Origin of the sequence: Variovorax sp. H27-G14 (genome assembly GCF_046156345.1) — a bacterium.
Taxonomy (GTDB): Bacteria; Pseudomonadota; Gammaproteobacteria; order Burkholderiales; family Burkholderiaceae_C; genus Variovorax.
In genome coordinates this window covers 32566-48714 of the sequence record NZ_JAYLVN010000008.1, presented here as the reverse complement: position 1 = coordinate 48714, position 16149 = coordinate 32566, and the positions used below count along the sequence as shown (strand labels likewise).

Annotated in this window: 10 protein-coding genes; all 10 read right to left on the bottom strand. The window is 67.0% G+C overall.

Annotated elements, in window-relative coordinates:
- Window position 1 precedes the first annotated feature (1 nt).
- From rpe to VLK31_RS19435, 10 genes are read right to left on the bottom strand one after another with little or no spacing between them, the layout of a single operon-like run.
- Entirely contained in the window at window positions 2-718 is a 717-nt protein-coding gene (gene rpe / locus VLK31_RS19480) for a ribulose-phosphate 3-epimerase (RefSeq protein ID WP_409170084.1), read from the bottom strand.
- Window positions 715-2388 carry a phosphoglucomutase (alpha-D-glucose-1,6-bisphosphate-dependent) gene (gene pgm, locus VLK31_RS19475; RefSeq protein WP_409170083.1) on the bottom strand — a complete coding sequence of 558 codons (1674 nt, stop codon included), beginning with the start codon at window positions 2386-2388 and terminating at the stop codon, window positions 715-717. Before pgm ends, rpe begins: the two co-directional genes overlap by 4 nt.
- On the bottom strand, window positions 2385-4535 hold the full coding sequence (gene tkt, locus VLK31_RS19470) for a transketolase (RefSeq protein WP_409170082.1): 2151 nt from the start codon (window positions 4533-4535) through the stop codon (window positions 2385-2387). Before tkt ends, pgm begins: the two co-directional genes overlap by 4 nt.
- Complete coding sequence (gene pgi / locus VLK31_RS19465; protein ID WP_409170081.1) at window positions 4522-6162, bottom strand: glucose-6-phosphate isomerase; 1641 nt, start codon at window positions 6160-6162, stop codon at window positions 4522-4524. The genes tkt and pgi overlap by 14 nt, the downstream gene beginning before the upstream one ends.
- A complete protein-coding gene (gene tal / locus VLK31_RS19460) occupies window positions 6159-7250 on the bottom strand; it encodes a transaldolase (RefSeq protein ID WP_409170080.1) in 1092 nt (363 codons plus the stop codon). The genes pgi and tal overlap by 4 nt, the downstream gene beginning before the upstream one ends.
- Window positions 7247-7966: an ROK family protein gene (locus tag VLK31_RS19455; RefSeq protein WP_409170079.1), complete on the bottom strand. Its 720-nt coding sequence runs from the start codon at window positions 7964-7966 to the stop codon at window positions 7247-7249. Before VLK31_RS19455 ends, tal begins: the two co-directional genes overlap by 4 nt.
- Window positions 7963-9786, bottom strand: a complete 1824-nt coding sequence (locus VLK31_RS19450) for a glycoside hydrolase family 15 protein (RefSeq protein WP_409170078.1) — start codon at window positions 9784-9786, stop codon at window positions 7963-7965. The genes VLK31_RS19455 and VLK31_RS19450 overlap by 4 nt, the downstream gene beginning before the upstream one ends.
- A 4-nt stretch (window positions 9787-9790) precedes the next feature.
- Entirely contained in the window at window positions 9791-11209 is a 1419-nt protein-coding gene (gene zwf, locus VLK31_RS19445; RefSeq protein WP_409170077.1) for a glucose-6-phosphate dehydrogenase, read from the bottom strand.
- Window positions 11206-12246 carry a phosphogluconate dehydrogenase (NAD(+)-dependent, decarboxylating) gene (gene gnd, locus VLK31_RS19440; protein WP_409170076.1) on the bottom strand — a complete coding sequence of 347 codons (1041 nt, stop codon included), beginning with the start codon at window positions 12244-12246 and terminating at the stop codon, window positions 11206-11208. Before gnd ends, zwf begins: the two co-directional genes overlap by 4 nt.
- Complete coding sequence (locus tag VLK31_RS19435) at window positions 12231-16100, bottom strand: GH36-type glycosyl hydrolase domain-containing protein (RefSeq protein ID WP_409170075.1); 3870 nt, start codon at window positions 16098-16100, stop codon at window positions 12231-12233. Before VLK31_RS19435 ends, gnd begins: the two co-directional genes overlap by 16 nt.
- Window positions 16101-16149 lie beyond the last annotated feature (49 nt).

Genomic DNA, 16149 nt, shown 5'->3' with positions numbered 1-16149 from the left:
GTCAGCGCGGCGCCGACTGCGTGATCGGCAACGCCAATGCCGCACGCATGGCATCGATGACATGCTGGTAATCGGCTGCACCGAAGATCGCGCTACCGGACACGACAGTATCGGCGCCCGCGTCCGCAACGCGGCGAATGTTTTCGGCGTTGACACCTCCGTCGACCTCCAGCCGTATGTTCCGCCCGCATTGGTCGATCAGCCGTCGAGCGGCCCGGAGCTTTCCGAGCGAAGATTCGATGAACTGCTGACCGCCGAAGCCGGGGTTGACGCTCATGATCAAGACCAGGTCCACCTTGTCGATAACCCATTCCAGGCCACACAGCGGCGTGGCCGGATCGAAGACCAGCCCGGCAAGCGCGCCCTCCTCCTTGATCACCTGCAAGGTTCGATCGACATGCCTCACGGCATCGATGTGGAAGCTGACGCGGTCGGCGCCAGCGCGTACGAATGCCCGCGCGAGCGTCTCGACTGGCGTCACCATCAGATGAACATCGATCGGAACCGGCTGGCCGTCCGCACGGACAGCGTGCCGGCGCAACGCGGCACAAACCATGGGGCCGAAGGAAAGGTTCGGCACGAAGTGGTTGTCCATCACATCGAGGTGGATCCAGTCGGCACCCGCGGCGATCACATCGCGCACCTCTTCCCCAAGACGTGCAAAGTCGCTCGAGAGAATGCTCGCTGCAATGACGAATTTGTTCGCTGTCGGGGTCATTGGTCGAGGTTCCTAACGGAAAGCGATTGATCGACGGTCGCCTGGGCCTCGTTCAGGATCTGCCTGAGGTGTGCTTCATCCTTGAAACTCTCGGCGTAGATCTTGTAGATGTCCTCCGTCCCCGAGGGCCGCGCCGCATACCAGCCAGAGGCCGAACTGACCTGAATGCCACCGATCGCCGCTCCGTTGCCGGGGGCCTTGTCGATGACGCGCTCGATCTTCTCGCCCGCAAGTTCGGTCGCGATGATCCGGTCGGGCGACAGCGTCCCCAGCTGCTGCTTCTGCAGTGCCGTCGCAGGCGCCTCCACGCGGTCTGCGAAGGGGTTGCCCAGTTCGTTCGCCAGTTCGACGTAACGCGCACCCGGGTCGCCAGCGCCGAGGGCGGTGATCTCCGCCGCGAGCAGCGCCGCGATGATGCCGTCCTTGTCGGTCGTCCAGGTCGAACCATCCCGGCGCAGGAAGGCGGCACCGGCGCTCTCCTCGCCCGCGAAGCCGAGGCTGCCATCGCTCAGGCCGGGCGAAAACCATTTGAAGCCCACTGGCACGTCGAAAACCGGGCGGCCGAGCCGTCTGGCGACCCGTTCGATCAGCTGCGTGCTGACGACCGTCTTGCCGACCGCCGCCTGGGTGCTCCACTGGGGTCTGTGGCGAAACAGGAAGTCGATGCCCACGCAAAGATAATGGTTGGCCGGCAGCAGACCGATGCCCGGGGTGACGATGCCGTGGCGATCATGGTCGGTGTCGCAGGCAAACGCGATATCGAAGCGGTCCTTGACGGCGATCAGGCGCTGCATTGCATAGCGCGACGACGGGTCCATGCGAATCTGCCCGTCCCAGTCGAGCGTCATGAAGGCGAAGGTGGGATCCACCACCTCGCTGACCACCGTCAGGTCGATGCTCCAGCGCTCGGCGATCGCGGCCCAGTAGTGCACGCCGGCACCACCGAGCGGATCGACGCCCGTGCGAACCTTCGCACCACGGATCGCATCCATGTCGATCACATGGCCGAGGTCTTCCACATAGTTGCCGATGTAGTCGTGGCGATGCGTCGTCGGCGCACGCAGCGCCTGAGCGTGCGGCTGGCGTCGCACACCGTCGAGGCCGTGTTCCAGGAAGCGGTTCGCCGCGGCTTCGATCACCCGCGTCACCTCGCCGCCGGCCGGCCCGCCGTGCGGCGGGTTGTACTTGAAGCCACCTTCACGCGGCGGGTTGTGCGAGGGCGTGACGACGATGCCATCGGCCAGGCTGTCACCGGGGCGCTTGCCGCGGTTGTGGTTGACGATCGCGTGCGAGATCGCCGGCGTCGGCGTGTATTCATCGTCGATCGCCAGCATCACATCGACGCCATTGGCCGCAAGCACCTCGAGCGCGCTGGCGCAGGCGGGCCCGGACAGCGCATGGGTGTCCATGCCGAGGAACAGTGGCCCCGCGATCCCTTGTGCCCTGCGGTAGTCGCAGATCGCCTGCGTGATCGCCAGCACGTGCCACTCGTTGAACGACACGTCGAAGGCGCAGCCGCGGTGACCCGAGGTTCCGAAGGCGACGCGCTGCGCCGCGACCGTGGGGTCAGGCCGCTCTGACCGGTAGGCCGCGACGAGCCGGGGCACATCGATCAGGACCGAGGCCGGTGCCGGCTTGCCCGCAAGCGGACTGATTCGCGTGCTCGTCATGTGCTTTGCGCATCGTCTTGCCGCACCGATGTCGCATGCTGGGCGACCTGCTCGCGCGCGGCAGCGACCACGTGCTCGACGTCGAAACCGAAATGCGCCTGCGCCACCTTGCCCGGCGCCGACAGACCGAACGAGCGCATCGCGATGATCGCGCCTTGCCGCCCGACGTAGCGATCCCACCCGAGCGCAGCAGCCGCCTCGACCGACACGCGGGCGCGCACGGCTTCGGGCAGCACGCGCTCGCGGTACGACGCGTCCTGACACTCGAACAGATCCCACGATGGCATGCTGACCACCCGGGCCGCGATGCCTTCGCCTTTGAGTTGCTCGTACGCGGCCATGCACAACGCCACTTCGCTGCCGGTGGCGAGCAGGAGCACATCGGGCGTTCCGTGGTCGGCATCGGCCAGCACATACGCGCCGCGCGCGACGCCCGCAGCACTGGCGTACACCGAGCGGTCGAAAGTCGGCAAGGCCTGGCGCGACAGCACCAGGCTCACCGGGCGATCGGTCAGCCGCATCGCCACGCGCCACGCCTCGACCACCTCGTTGGCGTCGGCCGGCCGGATCAGGACCATGCCGGGCATGGCCCGAAACGATGCGAGCTGCTCGATCGGTTGATGCGTCGGTCCGTCCTCCCCCATCGCGATCGAGTCGTGCGTCCAGATGTAGATCACCGGCAAGCCCATCATGGCGGCCAGGCGGATCGAGCCCCGGGCATAGTCCGTGAAGACGAAGAAGCTGGACGCAAACGCGCGCAGCCCCGACAAGCTCATGCCGGTCGCCGCCGCGCACATGGCGTGCTCGCGGATTCCGAAATGGAAGTTGCGCCCGGCACGGCTGGCGCGTCCCGGGTCGTACGCGACGGCGCATGTGCCATCCACAGCCGGTGGTTCGAACACGCCAGCGGCGTCGAATTTCAGCTGCGTCTTCGTCGATGGCGCCAGGTCGGCCGCGCCGCCGAGCAGCCAGGGCACGCGTGCAGCGATGGCATTGAGCACCGTGCCGGACGCGTCGCGTGTGGCCAGGCCCTTCGCATCCGCCTCGAAGGTCGGCAGCGCAGCGTCCCAGCCTTCGGGCAGTGCCCCGTCGCGAAGGCAATCCAGCTGGGTGGCCAGATCGGGGTATTCCAGCCGATACGCGGCGAAGTTCGCTTTCCACCGTTCATTCGCATCGGTGCCCCGCTGGCCGAAATGCGCGGCGAAGTGCGCCTGCACGCCGTCGGGCACGGCGAACCTTGCATCCGGATCGAAGCCGTAGAAAGCCTTGGTCAGGCGCACCTCAGCGTCGCCGAGCGGTTCCCCGTGCGCTTCTTTCGTGTCCTGCTTGTGCGGTGCGCCGTAGCCGATATGGCTCTGCTCGATCACGAGCGTGGGCCGGTCACGCGTCTCCACGAAAGCCTGCAAGCTCTGCGAGAGCAGCGCGATGTCGTTCGCGTCAGCGACATGGAGCACTTGCCACCCACAGGCCTCAAAACGTGCGCCCACGTCTTCGGTGAAGGTGATCGCGGTCGAACCCTCGATGCTGATGTGATTGGCGTCGTAGATCCAGCACAGGTTGGCCAGGCGCAGATGCCCCGCGAGCGAGGCGGCCTCGGCGCTGAGGCCCTCCATCATGTCGCCGTCGCCCGCCAGCGCGTAGACCTTGTGATCGAACAGCGTGAAGCCGGGGCGGTTGAAGGTGGCCGCAAGCCAGTCGCTGGCGATGGCCATGCCCACGCTGGTGGCCACGCCCTGCCCCAGTGGCCCGGTGGTCGTCTCGACGCCGGCCGTCCAGCCATGCTCCGGATGGCCGGTGCAGCGGCTTCCTTCCTGGCGAAAGCTCTGCAAGTCGGCCATGGTCACGGCATGACTCCCCTGAATCGCATCGCCTGTGCCTTTGGCCTCTTTGACGTCGCACAGATACAGCAGCCCGTAGAGCAGCGCAGACGCATGGCCGGACGACAGGACGAAGCGGTCGCGGTTGAGCCAGCCGCAGTCCTGCGGATCGAAGCGAAGAAAGCGTTGCCACAGGCAGTAGGCCGTCGGCGCCGCGCCCATCGGCGTTCCGGGGTGACCGGAATGCGCACGCTCCACCTGGTCGATGGAGAGCGTGCGCAATGTGTCGATGCACAGCTGGTCGAGCGTCGCTGGGTCAGTGGATGTCATGGCGTTCCTCGCGCAGGCGCCGGTAGCGGCGTATCAATGTGTCGGTCGAGCTGTCGTGCGCCAGATCCGGCGTGTCCACAGCAGCGAGTTCGGCGGCGGTTCTCTCCGCCAGCACCTTGCCGAGTTCGACGCCCCACTGGTCGAACGAGTCGATGTCCCAGATCACGCCCTGCGTGAACACGCTGTGCTCGTACAGCGCCACCAGCGCGCCGAGCGTGCGTGGCGTCAGCCGCTGCGCCAGCAGCGTGTTGCTCGGACGGTTGCCTTCGAACACACGGTGCGCCACCAATTCCTCGGCGATGCCTTCGGCCCGCACTTCGGCGGTGGTCTTGCCGAAAGCCAGCGCCTCGGACTGGGCGAAGAGGTTGGCCATCAGCAGGTCGTGCTGATCACCGAGCGGGTTCAGCCCCTGGCAGAAGCCGATGAAATCACAGGGCACGAGCCGGGTGCCCTGGTGCAGCAACTGATAGAACGAATGCTGCCCGTTGGTGCCCGGCTCGCCCCAGACGATGGGCGAGGTTGCGACGCCGACCGGCGCGCCCGAGCGTGTGACATGCTTGCCGTTGCTCTCCATCGTGAGCTGCTGCAGATAGGCAGGGAAGCGTGCCAGGTACTGGTCGTAAGGCAACACGGCCTGCGTCGGCGCTTCCAGGAAGTCGGTGTTCCACACCGCGAGCAACCCCATCAGCACCGGCAGGTTCCGGTCGAACGGCGCTGTGCGGAAGTGCGCGTCCATCGCGTGGAAGCCTTCGAGCATCTCGCGGAAGTGCGCCGGTCCGACCGCGATCATCAGCGACAGCCCGATGGCGGAGTCCATCGAGTATCGGCCACCCACCCAGTCCCAGAACCCAAATACGTTCTCAGGCGCGATGCCGAACCGCGATGCACCCTCGGCATTGGTCGACACGGCCACGAAGTGGCGCGCCACGGCCCGCTCGTCGCGCAATTGCGCCAGGCACCAGGCGCGCGCTGCGTGGGCATTGGCCAGGGTCTCGCGCGTCGTGAAGGTCTTGGAGCAGACGATGAACAGCGTTTCGCCCGCGTCGAGGTCGCGTGTGGCCTCAACGAGGGCCGTGCCATCGACATTCGAGACGAAGCGGCAGTCGATGTCGCGCTGGCTGTAGTGGCGCAACGCCTCATGGGCCATCACCGGCCCGAGGTCGGAGCCGCCGATGCCGATGTTGACGACGTGGCGAATGCGCTTGCCGCCGTGCCCCAACCAGCGGCCGCTGCGCACCACCTCGGCGAGCCCGGCCATGCGGTCGAGCACCGCATGCACCTCGGTCACGACGTCGACGCCATCGACCTCGATGCGTGTGCCGCGCGGCGCCCGCAAGGCGATGTGCAGCGCCGGACGCTGCTCGGTCGTGTTGATGGCATCGCCGCGAAACATCGCGTCGATGCGCTCGCGCAAACCGCAGTGCCTGGCCAGATCGAGCAGCAGTCGGATGGTCTCGTCGTCGATGCGGTTCTTCGAGTAGTCGAGGTAGAGGCCGGCCGCTTCGGCCACCCAGCGGCCGCCGCGCTGTGGGTCGTCGGCGAACAACTGCCGCAGATGCACATTCCCCATGTGCGCATGGTGCGTGACCAGGGCCTGCCAGGCCCGGCTGGTGCCGACGCCGCTCATGCAGGAGCGCCCAGCACCGGGGTGGCGCATTTCTCACGGATGCGGGTCAGCAGGGCGTGCCATGAATTGGAGAATGAATCGACCCCTTCGCGCTGCAGCCGGGTCGCCAGCGCGTTGTCGTCCAGGCCTTCACGCCGGAACTCCGCGATCACGTCTTCGGCATAGCCGCCGTCCATGGGCATCGCGTGCAGGACCTTGCCGTGGTCGGCGAACGCAAGCAGCGTCTTCTCGGGCAGCGTGTTGATCGTTGCTGCAGCCGCCAACGCCTCGACGTAGAGCGTGTCCGATGCGGCCGGATCCTTGGTGCCGGTGCTCGCCCACAGCAAGCGCTGCGGCTGGGCGCCGGCTGCGGCAAGCCGCTTCCAGCGGTCTGACGCGAGCAGCTCGCTGTAAGCCTTGTAGATGCGCGTCGCAATGGCGATGCCCAGGCGGTTGTGAAAAGGCGACGGCATCTCCTTGCTGGCCGCCACGTCCCACCGGCTGACGAAGATCGACGCAACCGAGGCCACCTTCGGGTCGAGCCCGGCCTCCAGGCGACGCTCGATGCCGCGCATGTAGGCCTCGGCCGCCGCCAGGTAGTGCTCTCGCGAGAACAGCAGCGTGACATTGACCGGGACGCCATCGAAGATGACCTCTTCGATCGCGCGAACACCCTCGGGCGTTCCCGGAATCTTGATGAAAAGGTTGGAACGAGCGGCTTTCTTGCTCAGGCGGTTCGCAGCCTCGATGGTGTGCGCCGTGTTGTCGGCGAGCAGCGGCGAGACTTCCAGCGAGACCCAGCCGTCCGCACCTTCGGTGGCGTCGTGGATGGGTCTGAACAGATCGGCCGCCTGCGTCAGGTCTTCGAGCGCAAGCTCGAAGAACAGCGCCTCGCCGGAAAGACCGGCAGCATCGAGGACGCGAATGCTGGCGTCGTAGGAATCACCGCTCCCGATTGCGTTCTCGAAGATCGTCGGGTTCGAGGTCAGTCCGGTCACTGACAGGTCCGCGATGTAGCGTGCCAGCGTGCCGCTGCGCAGCAGGTGTCGCGTGATGTTGTCGAGCCAGAGGCTCTGGCCCAGCGTGTGCAATGCCAATGTCGGTGTCATGAAAGATCCTTGTAGGTGGTGTTAGAGGCGTCGGGCGTCGATTCATCCCAGAGTCGGAAACCACCGACGAAGGCGGCCGCGTTGTCGGTGCGCCGGGTCCGCGAAGGCAGCTTCTTGAGTCGTTCGGCCTGTCCGCCGCCAACCACGATTTCGTCAGGCAACAGGGCCGCACTGAACCCCTCCACGACGGCACAGACCTTTCGTCGCCACTTCTTCTTGCCCAGACGCTTGAAACCTTTTTTGCCCAGGAGATCCTCGTAGTCGTGCTTCTTGCTGCGGCGCAGATGGCCCAGTTCCATCGCCACGATGTGACCGTCGACGATGAGCGCGGAGCCCAGCCCGGTGCCCAAGCCCAGGAAGAGCATCTTTCCGCCCTGATAACTGCCCAGCGCCTGCATGGCCGCGTCATTGACGATGCGCACCGGCCGCCCGAACGCGCCCTCGAAGTCGAAGCCGATCCAGCCCGGGGCCAGGTGGTGAGGGTCCAGCGCTGGGATGCCGTGCTGCACGACGCCGGGGTAGCCGATCGAGACCGCGTCGAACGCCCAGTCGGCGACGATCGCCAGAACGCCCTCGACCATCTTCTGCGGCGTCAGCACGGGCCCGGATGCGAACTTGCGTCGCGTGGTCTCGCCGCTGAACATGCACTTGACGTGCGAGCCGCCGACATCGATCACCAGAATCTTCGAAGGCACTTTTGCAACGGGCGATTTCATGGCGCGGTACTCGCGGCGGCGGGGCGTTCGCCCTTCTGGGTCGATGCCTTCACCTGCTCCGACGCCAGCGACAGCAGTCGTGCCGTGTTGACCATCGCCATGTGGCTCAGCGCCTGCGGGAAATTGCCCTGCATGTGCCCGGTGCGGGGGTCGAACTCCTCGGACAGCAGACCGACGTCGTTGCGCAACGCCAGCAGCCGCTCGAACAGTGCCTCGGCCTCGGCGTGACGGCCGGTCACGGCCAGGCAGTCGGCGAGCCAAAAGCTGCACGGCAGGAAAACGCCCTCGCCCGGCGGCAGGCTGTCGATACCGGTGGCCGTCATGTAGCGCAGCACGAAGCCGTCGACCACCAGCTCGCGCTCTATCGCCTCGATGGTGCCGAGCACGCGCGGGTCGTCCGGCGGCAGGAAGCCCACCAATGGGATCAGCAGCAGGCTCGCATCGAGTTCGGTGCTGCCGTAGTGCTGCACGAAGCTGTTGCGCTTTGGATCGAACCCGGATCGGCAGACCTGCGCATGGATCTCGTCCCGCGTGCGTCGCCAAGCATCGACCGGCCCCGCCAGCCCATGCCGCTCGACCGCCTTGACGCCGCGGTCGAACGCCACCCAGGCCATCACCTTGGAGTGCGTGAAGTGCTGCCGAGGCCCGCGGATTTCCCAGATGCCTTCGTCGGGATCGCTCCAGTGTGTGTCGAGAAACGCGAGCAGCGCGCACTGGATGCGCCAGGCGTGCGGCTGCGGCGTCTGCCCGGCGGCCCGCGCGAGATGCAGCGTGTCCATGACTTCCCCGTAGACATCGAGCTGGAATTGGGTCGCCGCCGCATTGCCGATGCGCACCGGGCCGGCGTCGCCGTAGCCTGGCAGCCATGGGAGCTCGATCTCCTGGAGCCGACGCTCGCCGGTCACGCTGTAGAGGATCTGCATGTCCGCCGGGCTTCCCGCGACCGCGCGCAGCAGCCATTCCTGCCAGGCCAGCGCCTCCTCGGTGTAGCCCGCCAGCAGCAGGGCGTTGAGCGTGAAAGTCGCGTCGCGCAGCCAGCAGTAGCGGTAGTCCCAGTTGCGCACCCCGCCCGGTTGCTCCGGCAGCGAGGTGGTCGGCGCCGCCACGATGCCCCCGGTGGGTTGGTAGATGAGCGCCTTCAGGGTCATCAACGAGCGCAACACAGGCTCGCGCCAGCGTCCCTGGTAGCTGCATTGCTGCGACCATTCGCGCCAGAGGGTCTGCGTCTGCGCGAGCGTCTGATCGGCGTCGATGGCCTCCTGCGCGGGCGTATGGGAGGGCCGGTAATTGAGCACGAAGGGCACACGCTCGCCGGCACCGACTTCGAAGTCGGCCTTCGAAGTCATGTGCTCACCACGCGTTTGCACCGGCGTATGGAGTTCGAGCGTGGCCGGTCCGGCGGTCGCGAAAAGCGTGCCTTCGGAGCGATGCACCCACGGTACGATGGAGCCGTAGTCGAAGCGGATGATCAGCTCCATGTGCATCTTCACATGTCCTTGCAACCCCTCCACGATGCGCAGCACGTCCCAGCGCTCGTTCGACAGCGGCATGCAGTCGATCACGCGCACCGCACCGGTCTCGGTCTCGAAGTCGGTCTCGAGGATGAGGGTGCCGTCCCGATAGCGTCGCTGCGTCCGGATCACGGTACCGCGCGGCGCGATCTGCCAGCGTCCGTGCGCGGGGCTGCCCAGCAGCGCTGCAAAGCACGCGCCCGAGTCAAACCGCGGCAGGCACAGCCAGTCGATCGACCCGTCGAGCCCCACCAGCGCGGCCGTGTGGCCGTCACCGATCAGGCCGTAGTCTTCAATGGGCAAGGGCATGCGCTCACACCTCCGCAACAGGGTTGTGCCAACCGCCGTCGGCGGCAATCAGGTGATTCGCGGCCGGCGGGCCCCAGGTGCCGGGGGCGTAGACAGTCACTGGCGGGTGCTGGACCAACACCGGCTCCACCACCGCCCACGCCGCTTCGATCGAGCCCTCACGGGCGAACAGCGCGCCGTCGCCATTCATCGCGTCGGTCAGCAAGCGTTCATAGGGCGTCTGTGCGTCCGGCTCTTCATCCAGCAGCGAGAACTCGCGCTGCTCTCCGACGAACTCCTTGCCGGCGCGTTTGACGCGCGCGCCAAGCGCGATCGTCGAATGCGGAGACAGGTGAAAGCGCAGATAGTTCGCGTCTTCCCGGACCGCGGCGTCGCCGAACAGGTTCTGGGGCGGTGCCTTTAGGCGCACGACAACCTCGCATCCGTTCGCGGGCAGGCACTTGCCAGAGCGCAGGTACCACGGTACGCCACCCCAGCGCCACGAATCAACGTGCAATCGGAGGGCGCAATAGGTCTCGACATCCGAATCGTTGGCGACGTCCGCTTCGCCCCGATACCCAAGGTACTGCCCCCGTACCAGATCGTCGGGCTGCAACGTGCGCATCGCGGCGAACACGTCGGCCTTGTGACGGTGCACGGCTTCGAAACCACGGCCCGCGGGCGGCTCCATCGCCAGCAAGGCGACGATCTGGAACAGGTGGTTCTGCACCACGTCGCGCAGGCAACCGGCACTCTCGTAGAAAGCGCCCCGCCCTTCGACGCCGAAGGTCTCGGCCAACGTGATCTGGACGCTCGCGATGTGGTCGCGGTTCCAGATCGGCTCGAGAAACGAATTGGCAAAGCGGAAGTACAGGAGGTTCATGATCGCCTCCTTGCCGAGGAAGTGATCGATGCGGAAGATCGCGTCCTCGGCAAAGGCCGCCAGCGCCGCGCGATTCAGCTCTCGCGCCGATGCGAGGTCACGCCCGAAGGGCTTCTCGACAATCACGCGGGCGTCGGTGGCCAGGCCGGCCCTGGCCAGCCCCTCGATGACGGTCGGGAACAGCGAGGGCGGAATGGCCAGGTAATGCGCAGGGCACTTCGCGCCGCCAAGGGCCTTCTTGAGCGCATCGAACGTACCGGCATCACGGTAGTCGCCGCGCACGTAGTGCATGAGCCCCAGAAGCCGGTCGAGCACCTTGCGGTCGACGTCGGCGTGGTCGCGCGTGATGCTCTCCGTGGCACGGACATGGAGTTGCTCCGATCCCCAGTCCGACGTGGCGACGCCGATCACCGGTACGTTCAGCGTCCCGTGCTTGCACATCGCATAGAGCGCCGGAAAGATCTGCTTGCTCGCCAGGTCCCCGGTGATGCCGAACACGACCAGCGCGTCAGCGGACGCGAGCTTCTGCGCAGCGGGGGAGACCTGGGTATCGGAAATCATGCCGCCCCCTTGGAACCAGGATCGGGATGCGGCTTTTCAACGTGGCCGCCGAATTCGTGCCGCATCGCCGACTGGACGCGGTTGGCGAAGTCGCCCTCGTCGCGCGAACTGAAGCGCCCATAGAGCGCCGCGCTCAGGACCGGCACTGGCACGGCTTCATCGATGGCCGCCTGAATCGTCCAGCGGCCTTCGCCCGAGTCGGACACGCGGCCCTTGAATTGGGCCAGCGTCGGATCTGCGGCCAGCGCCTCGGCGGTCAGGTCGAGCAACCACGAGCCAATGACACTGCCGCGCCGCCAGACCTCGGCGATCTCCGGCAGGTTCATGTCGTACTGGTAGCGCTCGCGGTGCCGCAAAGGCGTGGTCTCCGCATCGTCGGTGCGCGCTTGCTTCCCGACATTGGCGCCGCGAAGGATATTCAGGCCTTCGGCATACGCGGCCATGATGCCGTACTCGATGCCGTTGTGAACCATCTTGACGAAGTGCCCCGCGCCGTGTGGCCCGCAGTGCAGCCAGCCCTGGTCGGCGGTGCCAGCGTCGGCGCGCCGGCCCGGTGTCGGCGCCGACAGGCCGGGGCCAGGCGCCAACGTGGCGAACACCGGCGCAAGGCGCTGCACGGAAGCGTCATCGCCGCCGATCATCAGACAGTAGCCGCGCTCGAGGCCGGCCACGCCTCCGCTCGTTCCCACGTCGAGATACTGGATTCCCGATTCGTGCAACGAAGCCGCGCGGCGCAAGTCGTCGTGGTAATAGGAATTGCCGCCGTCGATGACGACGTCGCCGCTTTGAAGCAACGGGGACAACGACGCGAGAAGACTGTCGACCACGGCCGCCGGCACCATCAACCAGACGGCGCGCGGCGGCGCGAGTGCCGCGACAAAGGCCTCCAGCGAGTCGGTGCCATGCGCGCCCAGCGCGACCAGCGGCGCCATCGCATCGGCGTGTGCGTCGTGAACCACGCAGTCGTGGTGCCCGCGCAGCAGGCGAGTTGTCATGCTGGCGCCCATGCGCCCGAGTCCGATCATGCCGATCTGCATTCAATGCCTCCTGTGGGGTGGATGCGAATGACCACCGCATGCTCGCGGCGATCGTCGATCAAGGGAATGACCAAGCCGGACAGCGCCATGCCATCCAGCATCAAAGCAGGGCCTTCACCCTCAGATGATTTGGTCAGCACCTCTATCCGATAGACAGTCTCGCGATACCGATAGTTCAATCGAAACGAACCCCACTGTTCCGGCACGCAGGGAACGATCCGCAGCGCATCCGACTCGACCCGCAAGCCCAGCAGCGACTCCAGCACGAAGCGCAGCATCCATCCGGCCGACCCGGTGTACCAGGTCCAGCCGCCACGGCCCGCGTGCGGAGGCAACGCATAGACGTCCGACGCCATGACGTAAGGCTCGGTCTGGTACGTTGCGAGCGCATCAGGCGAGTCGGCGTGGCGGACCGGATCGAGCATGCGGGCGAGTTCCCATGCGCGCGGCGCATCGCCGAGCGCCGCGAACGCCGTCGCCGACCACACGGCGGCATGCGTGTACTGCCCGCCGTTCTCGCGCACGCCGGGCAGGTAGCCCTGGATGTAGCCGGGGCTCGGATCTGAATGGTCGAATGGCGGGGCGAGCAGTCGAATGAGGGCCGCGTCGCGGTCCACGAGACGACTGTCGAGCGCTTCCATCGCCGCGCGCGCGCGACCCGCATCCGCCGCGCCCGACAGCACGGCCCAGCTCTGCGCGATCGCATCGATGCGGCATTCGACATCGGCGGAACTGCCCAGCGGCGAGCCGTCGTCGAACCAGCCCCGTCGATACCAGCCACCGTCCCAGGCGCTGCGCTCGATCGCAGCGCGCAGCCTCACCGATTCGTTGGCACAACGCTGTGCGAAAGGCGCATCGCCCCGTCGATCGGCCAGTCGCCCGAACTGCACGAGCACCGTGTCCAGGAAGAAGGCGAGCCAGACGCTTTCGCCCTTGCCGTGCACGCCGACGAGGTTCATGCCATCGTTCCAGTCGCCGCCGCCGATCAACGGCAGGCCGTGTGCGCCGAAGCGCAGGCCGCGCGAGACGGCGCGCATGCAGTGCCCATACAGGCTGGCTGATTCGGGCGACTCGCCAGGCAGGTCGTAGCACGAGACCTCGCCGTCCTCAAGCGCCCTTGCCGAAAGGAAAGGTACGGGCGCATCGAGCACCGCCGTGTCGCCGGTGACGAGCACATACCGACAGGTCGCGAGCGGCAGCCACAGGTAGTCGTCCGAACAGCGCGTGCGCACGCCGCGGCCCGACGGCGGGTGCCACCAGTGCTGCACGTCGCCTTCGGGGAACTGACGGCCCGCGCTGCGCAGCAGGTGCTCGCGAACGAGCCCGGGTGCCGCGTGCACGAGGGCCATCACGTCCTGCAGCTGATCGCGAAAGCCGAAGGCGCCGCTCGACTGATAGAACGCGTTGCGCGCCCACAGGCGGCACGCCAGGGTCTGGTATGGCAGCCAACCGTTCACCAGCAGGTCAAGCGACGGCTCGGGCGTCTCGACCTGCACCGCGCCAAGCGTGTCTTTCCAATGCCGGTGCACGGCGGCCAGGGCTTCGTGCGCCGCGCTCGCCCCGCGCCAGCGCATCGCGAGCGCTTGCGCCGCCTGCGGCGTGGTGCCGGCACCAAGGCGAAACACAATTTCGCGCGCCTCCCCCGCCGCCAGCGTGAACGGAACGCGGAGCGCGGCGCACGGATCGAGCGCCGCGCCGGCCGCGCCGCAGAGGTGCCGTGACGCCATCGCTGCGGGATGGCGCAGGCTGGCGTCGTGCCCGATGAACGCGCGGCGGTCGCAACACACACTCGTGCCGGCCGAAGCGGCCTCGTCGACATCGAAGAAGGCGGTTCGCTCGACGAAATCCGTGGTGTACGCATTAGTGGCGTACACGGTGCGGTCGCCAGCGTCGACGCGGGTGCCAACGTGCATCGCCGTCTTGCGTCGTTCATCCCCGAGGACCCATTCGATGTAGCCGGTGACGCTGAGGTGCCGTACCCGCTCTGACCGATTGATCACCTTCAACACCGAGAACTTGATCGGCGCATCGATGGCCACGAACATCGTCAGTGCGGTCTCGAGGTCGTCTTCGCGGTGCTCGAAGACGCTGTAGCCGAAGCCATGGCGCGTCACGTAGGGCGTGACGCCGGGGCACGGTAGCAAGGTGGCCGAGGCGTAGCGTCCGTTGTCTTCGTCGCGCAGGTAGAACGCCTCGGTGTTGGGGTCCGACACGGGGTCGTTCGACCAAGGCGTGAGCCGGAAAGCCTGAGCATTCTCGCTCCAGGTCGCGGCACTGCCGCTCTCGGACACGAGCGTGCCGAAGGACGGATTCGCCAGGACATTGACCCAGGGCATCGGCGTCATGCGATTTGGTGTGACCGTGACCACGTACTCGCTCCCATCCGGCGTGAAGCCGCCCATGCCGTTGCGAAAGATCAGGTCACGCCGCGCGAGCGGTGGCGACGGCTCGGCAGAGACTTCGGACGCGGGCGCGGCCACGGCGTTGTCCAGTGGCGAGACACGGTCGCCCACCGGCCGACGTCGCGCGAGTTGCTGCGGCAGCAGCCCATCGCGATCGTCGAGCACGACACGGGCCACGGCCTGCAACAGATCGCGATCGGAAGTTGGCACCTGCCCCAGCGCGCGCACGAAGACACCGCCAGGCTTGCCGAGCCACTCGACATCGACGAGCGCAATGAGTTGCTGCTGCAACGACGCCCCGGCATCGCCGCTGTCGTCGACAAGCACCACCAGGTCGACGGCGAGGCCGGACAGACGCCAGTACGCGTGCGCGCGGAGAAGTTGACGTGCCAGATCGAGCCGAAGTGGATCGGCGGCCAGCAGCAGCGCGATTGGCAGATCGCCCGAGACCGCGTAACGCCACAGGCCTGACTGACCCTGCCGGTTTCTGGTCAGCACGGCGGGATCGGCCCGTAATTGAGCATCGGGCATCAGCAGCGCGCCCGCCAGTTGGGCGTACGGCCGCGCATCCTCGGCACTCGCATGCAGTTGATCGAGCACGGCCTGCGCGGCGGCCCTCGCGGCACCGTGCACACGGTCGGTCACGGTGCGGTCCCGGTACTTGCGCATCAGGTCCAGGCAGGCTTCACGGGTGGCGCCGACGCCGCTGATCCAATCGACCGTCGTCGACTCGCCAGGGGCCAGCGACACCGCGCAACGGATGGCAGCCATCGGGTCGAGCACGGGACCGGCGCTGCCGGACAACGGTGACGTGTCGTCCATGGCCTGCGGATCGGTCGCGCCGCGACCGCGGCCCATGAACCTCGCGCGATCCGTCTCGAAGGACAGAGGCTGCGACGGCGGCTGTTCGCAAACGACCTGATGGAACCACGTTGGCGTTTTCTCATCTCGCGAGCGTGCACGCCGCCTGCACACGACCGCCCTGAACTCGGACAGCACTTCGGTCTCGACGAAAAGCTTTTCGAATGCCGGGTGCGCCGCATCGGCAGCAGCCGATCCCAGCACGAGCTCCGCACAGCTCGTCAATGAGAGCCTTCGGCGGGTCGACGAACGGTTGGTGATGCGCAGGCGCCGCAGCTCAACGTCGTCGTCGGCCGACACGGCGATCACGGTCTGCATTTCGATGCCATGCGCTTGAACACCGAGCGTCGCGGTCCCCGGAGAAAAGTGCGCGTCGTACACGCCGGTCGGGGCTGCGGCGGGGTGTCGGGTCGTCGACCACACCTGGCCAGCGTCGATGTCCCGGACATAGCAGAACGCACCACTGGCGTCGCAAGTAGGGTCCTCCCGCCACCGGGTGAGCGCCAGGCCGTTCCAGTGGCTGTACCCACCGCCCGCGTCGGTGACCATGGCGTGGTAGCGCCCGTTCGACAACAGCTGCACCGACGTCATGCGACTCCTTGGATGGGCGACGGAGCACAGAAACATGGTTTGCACCCGT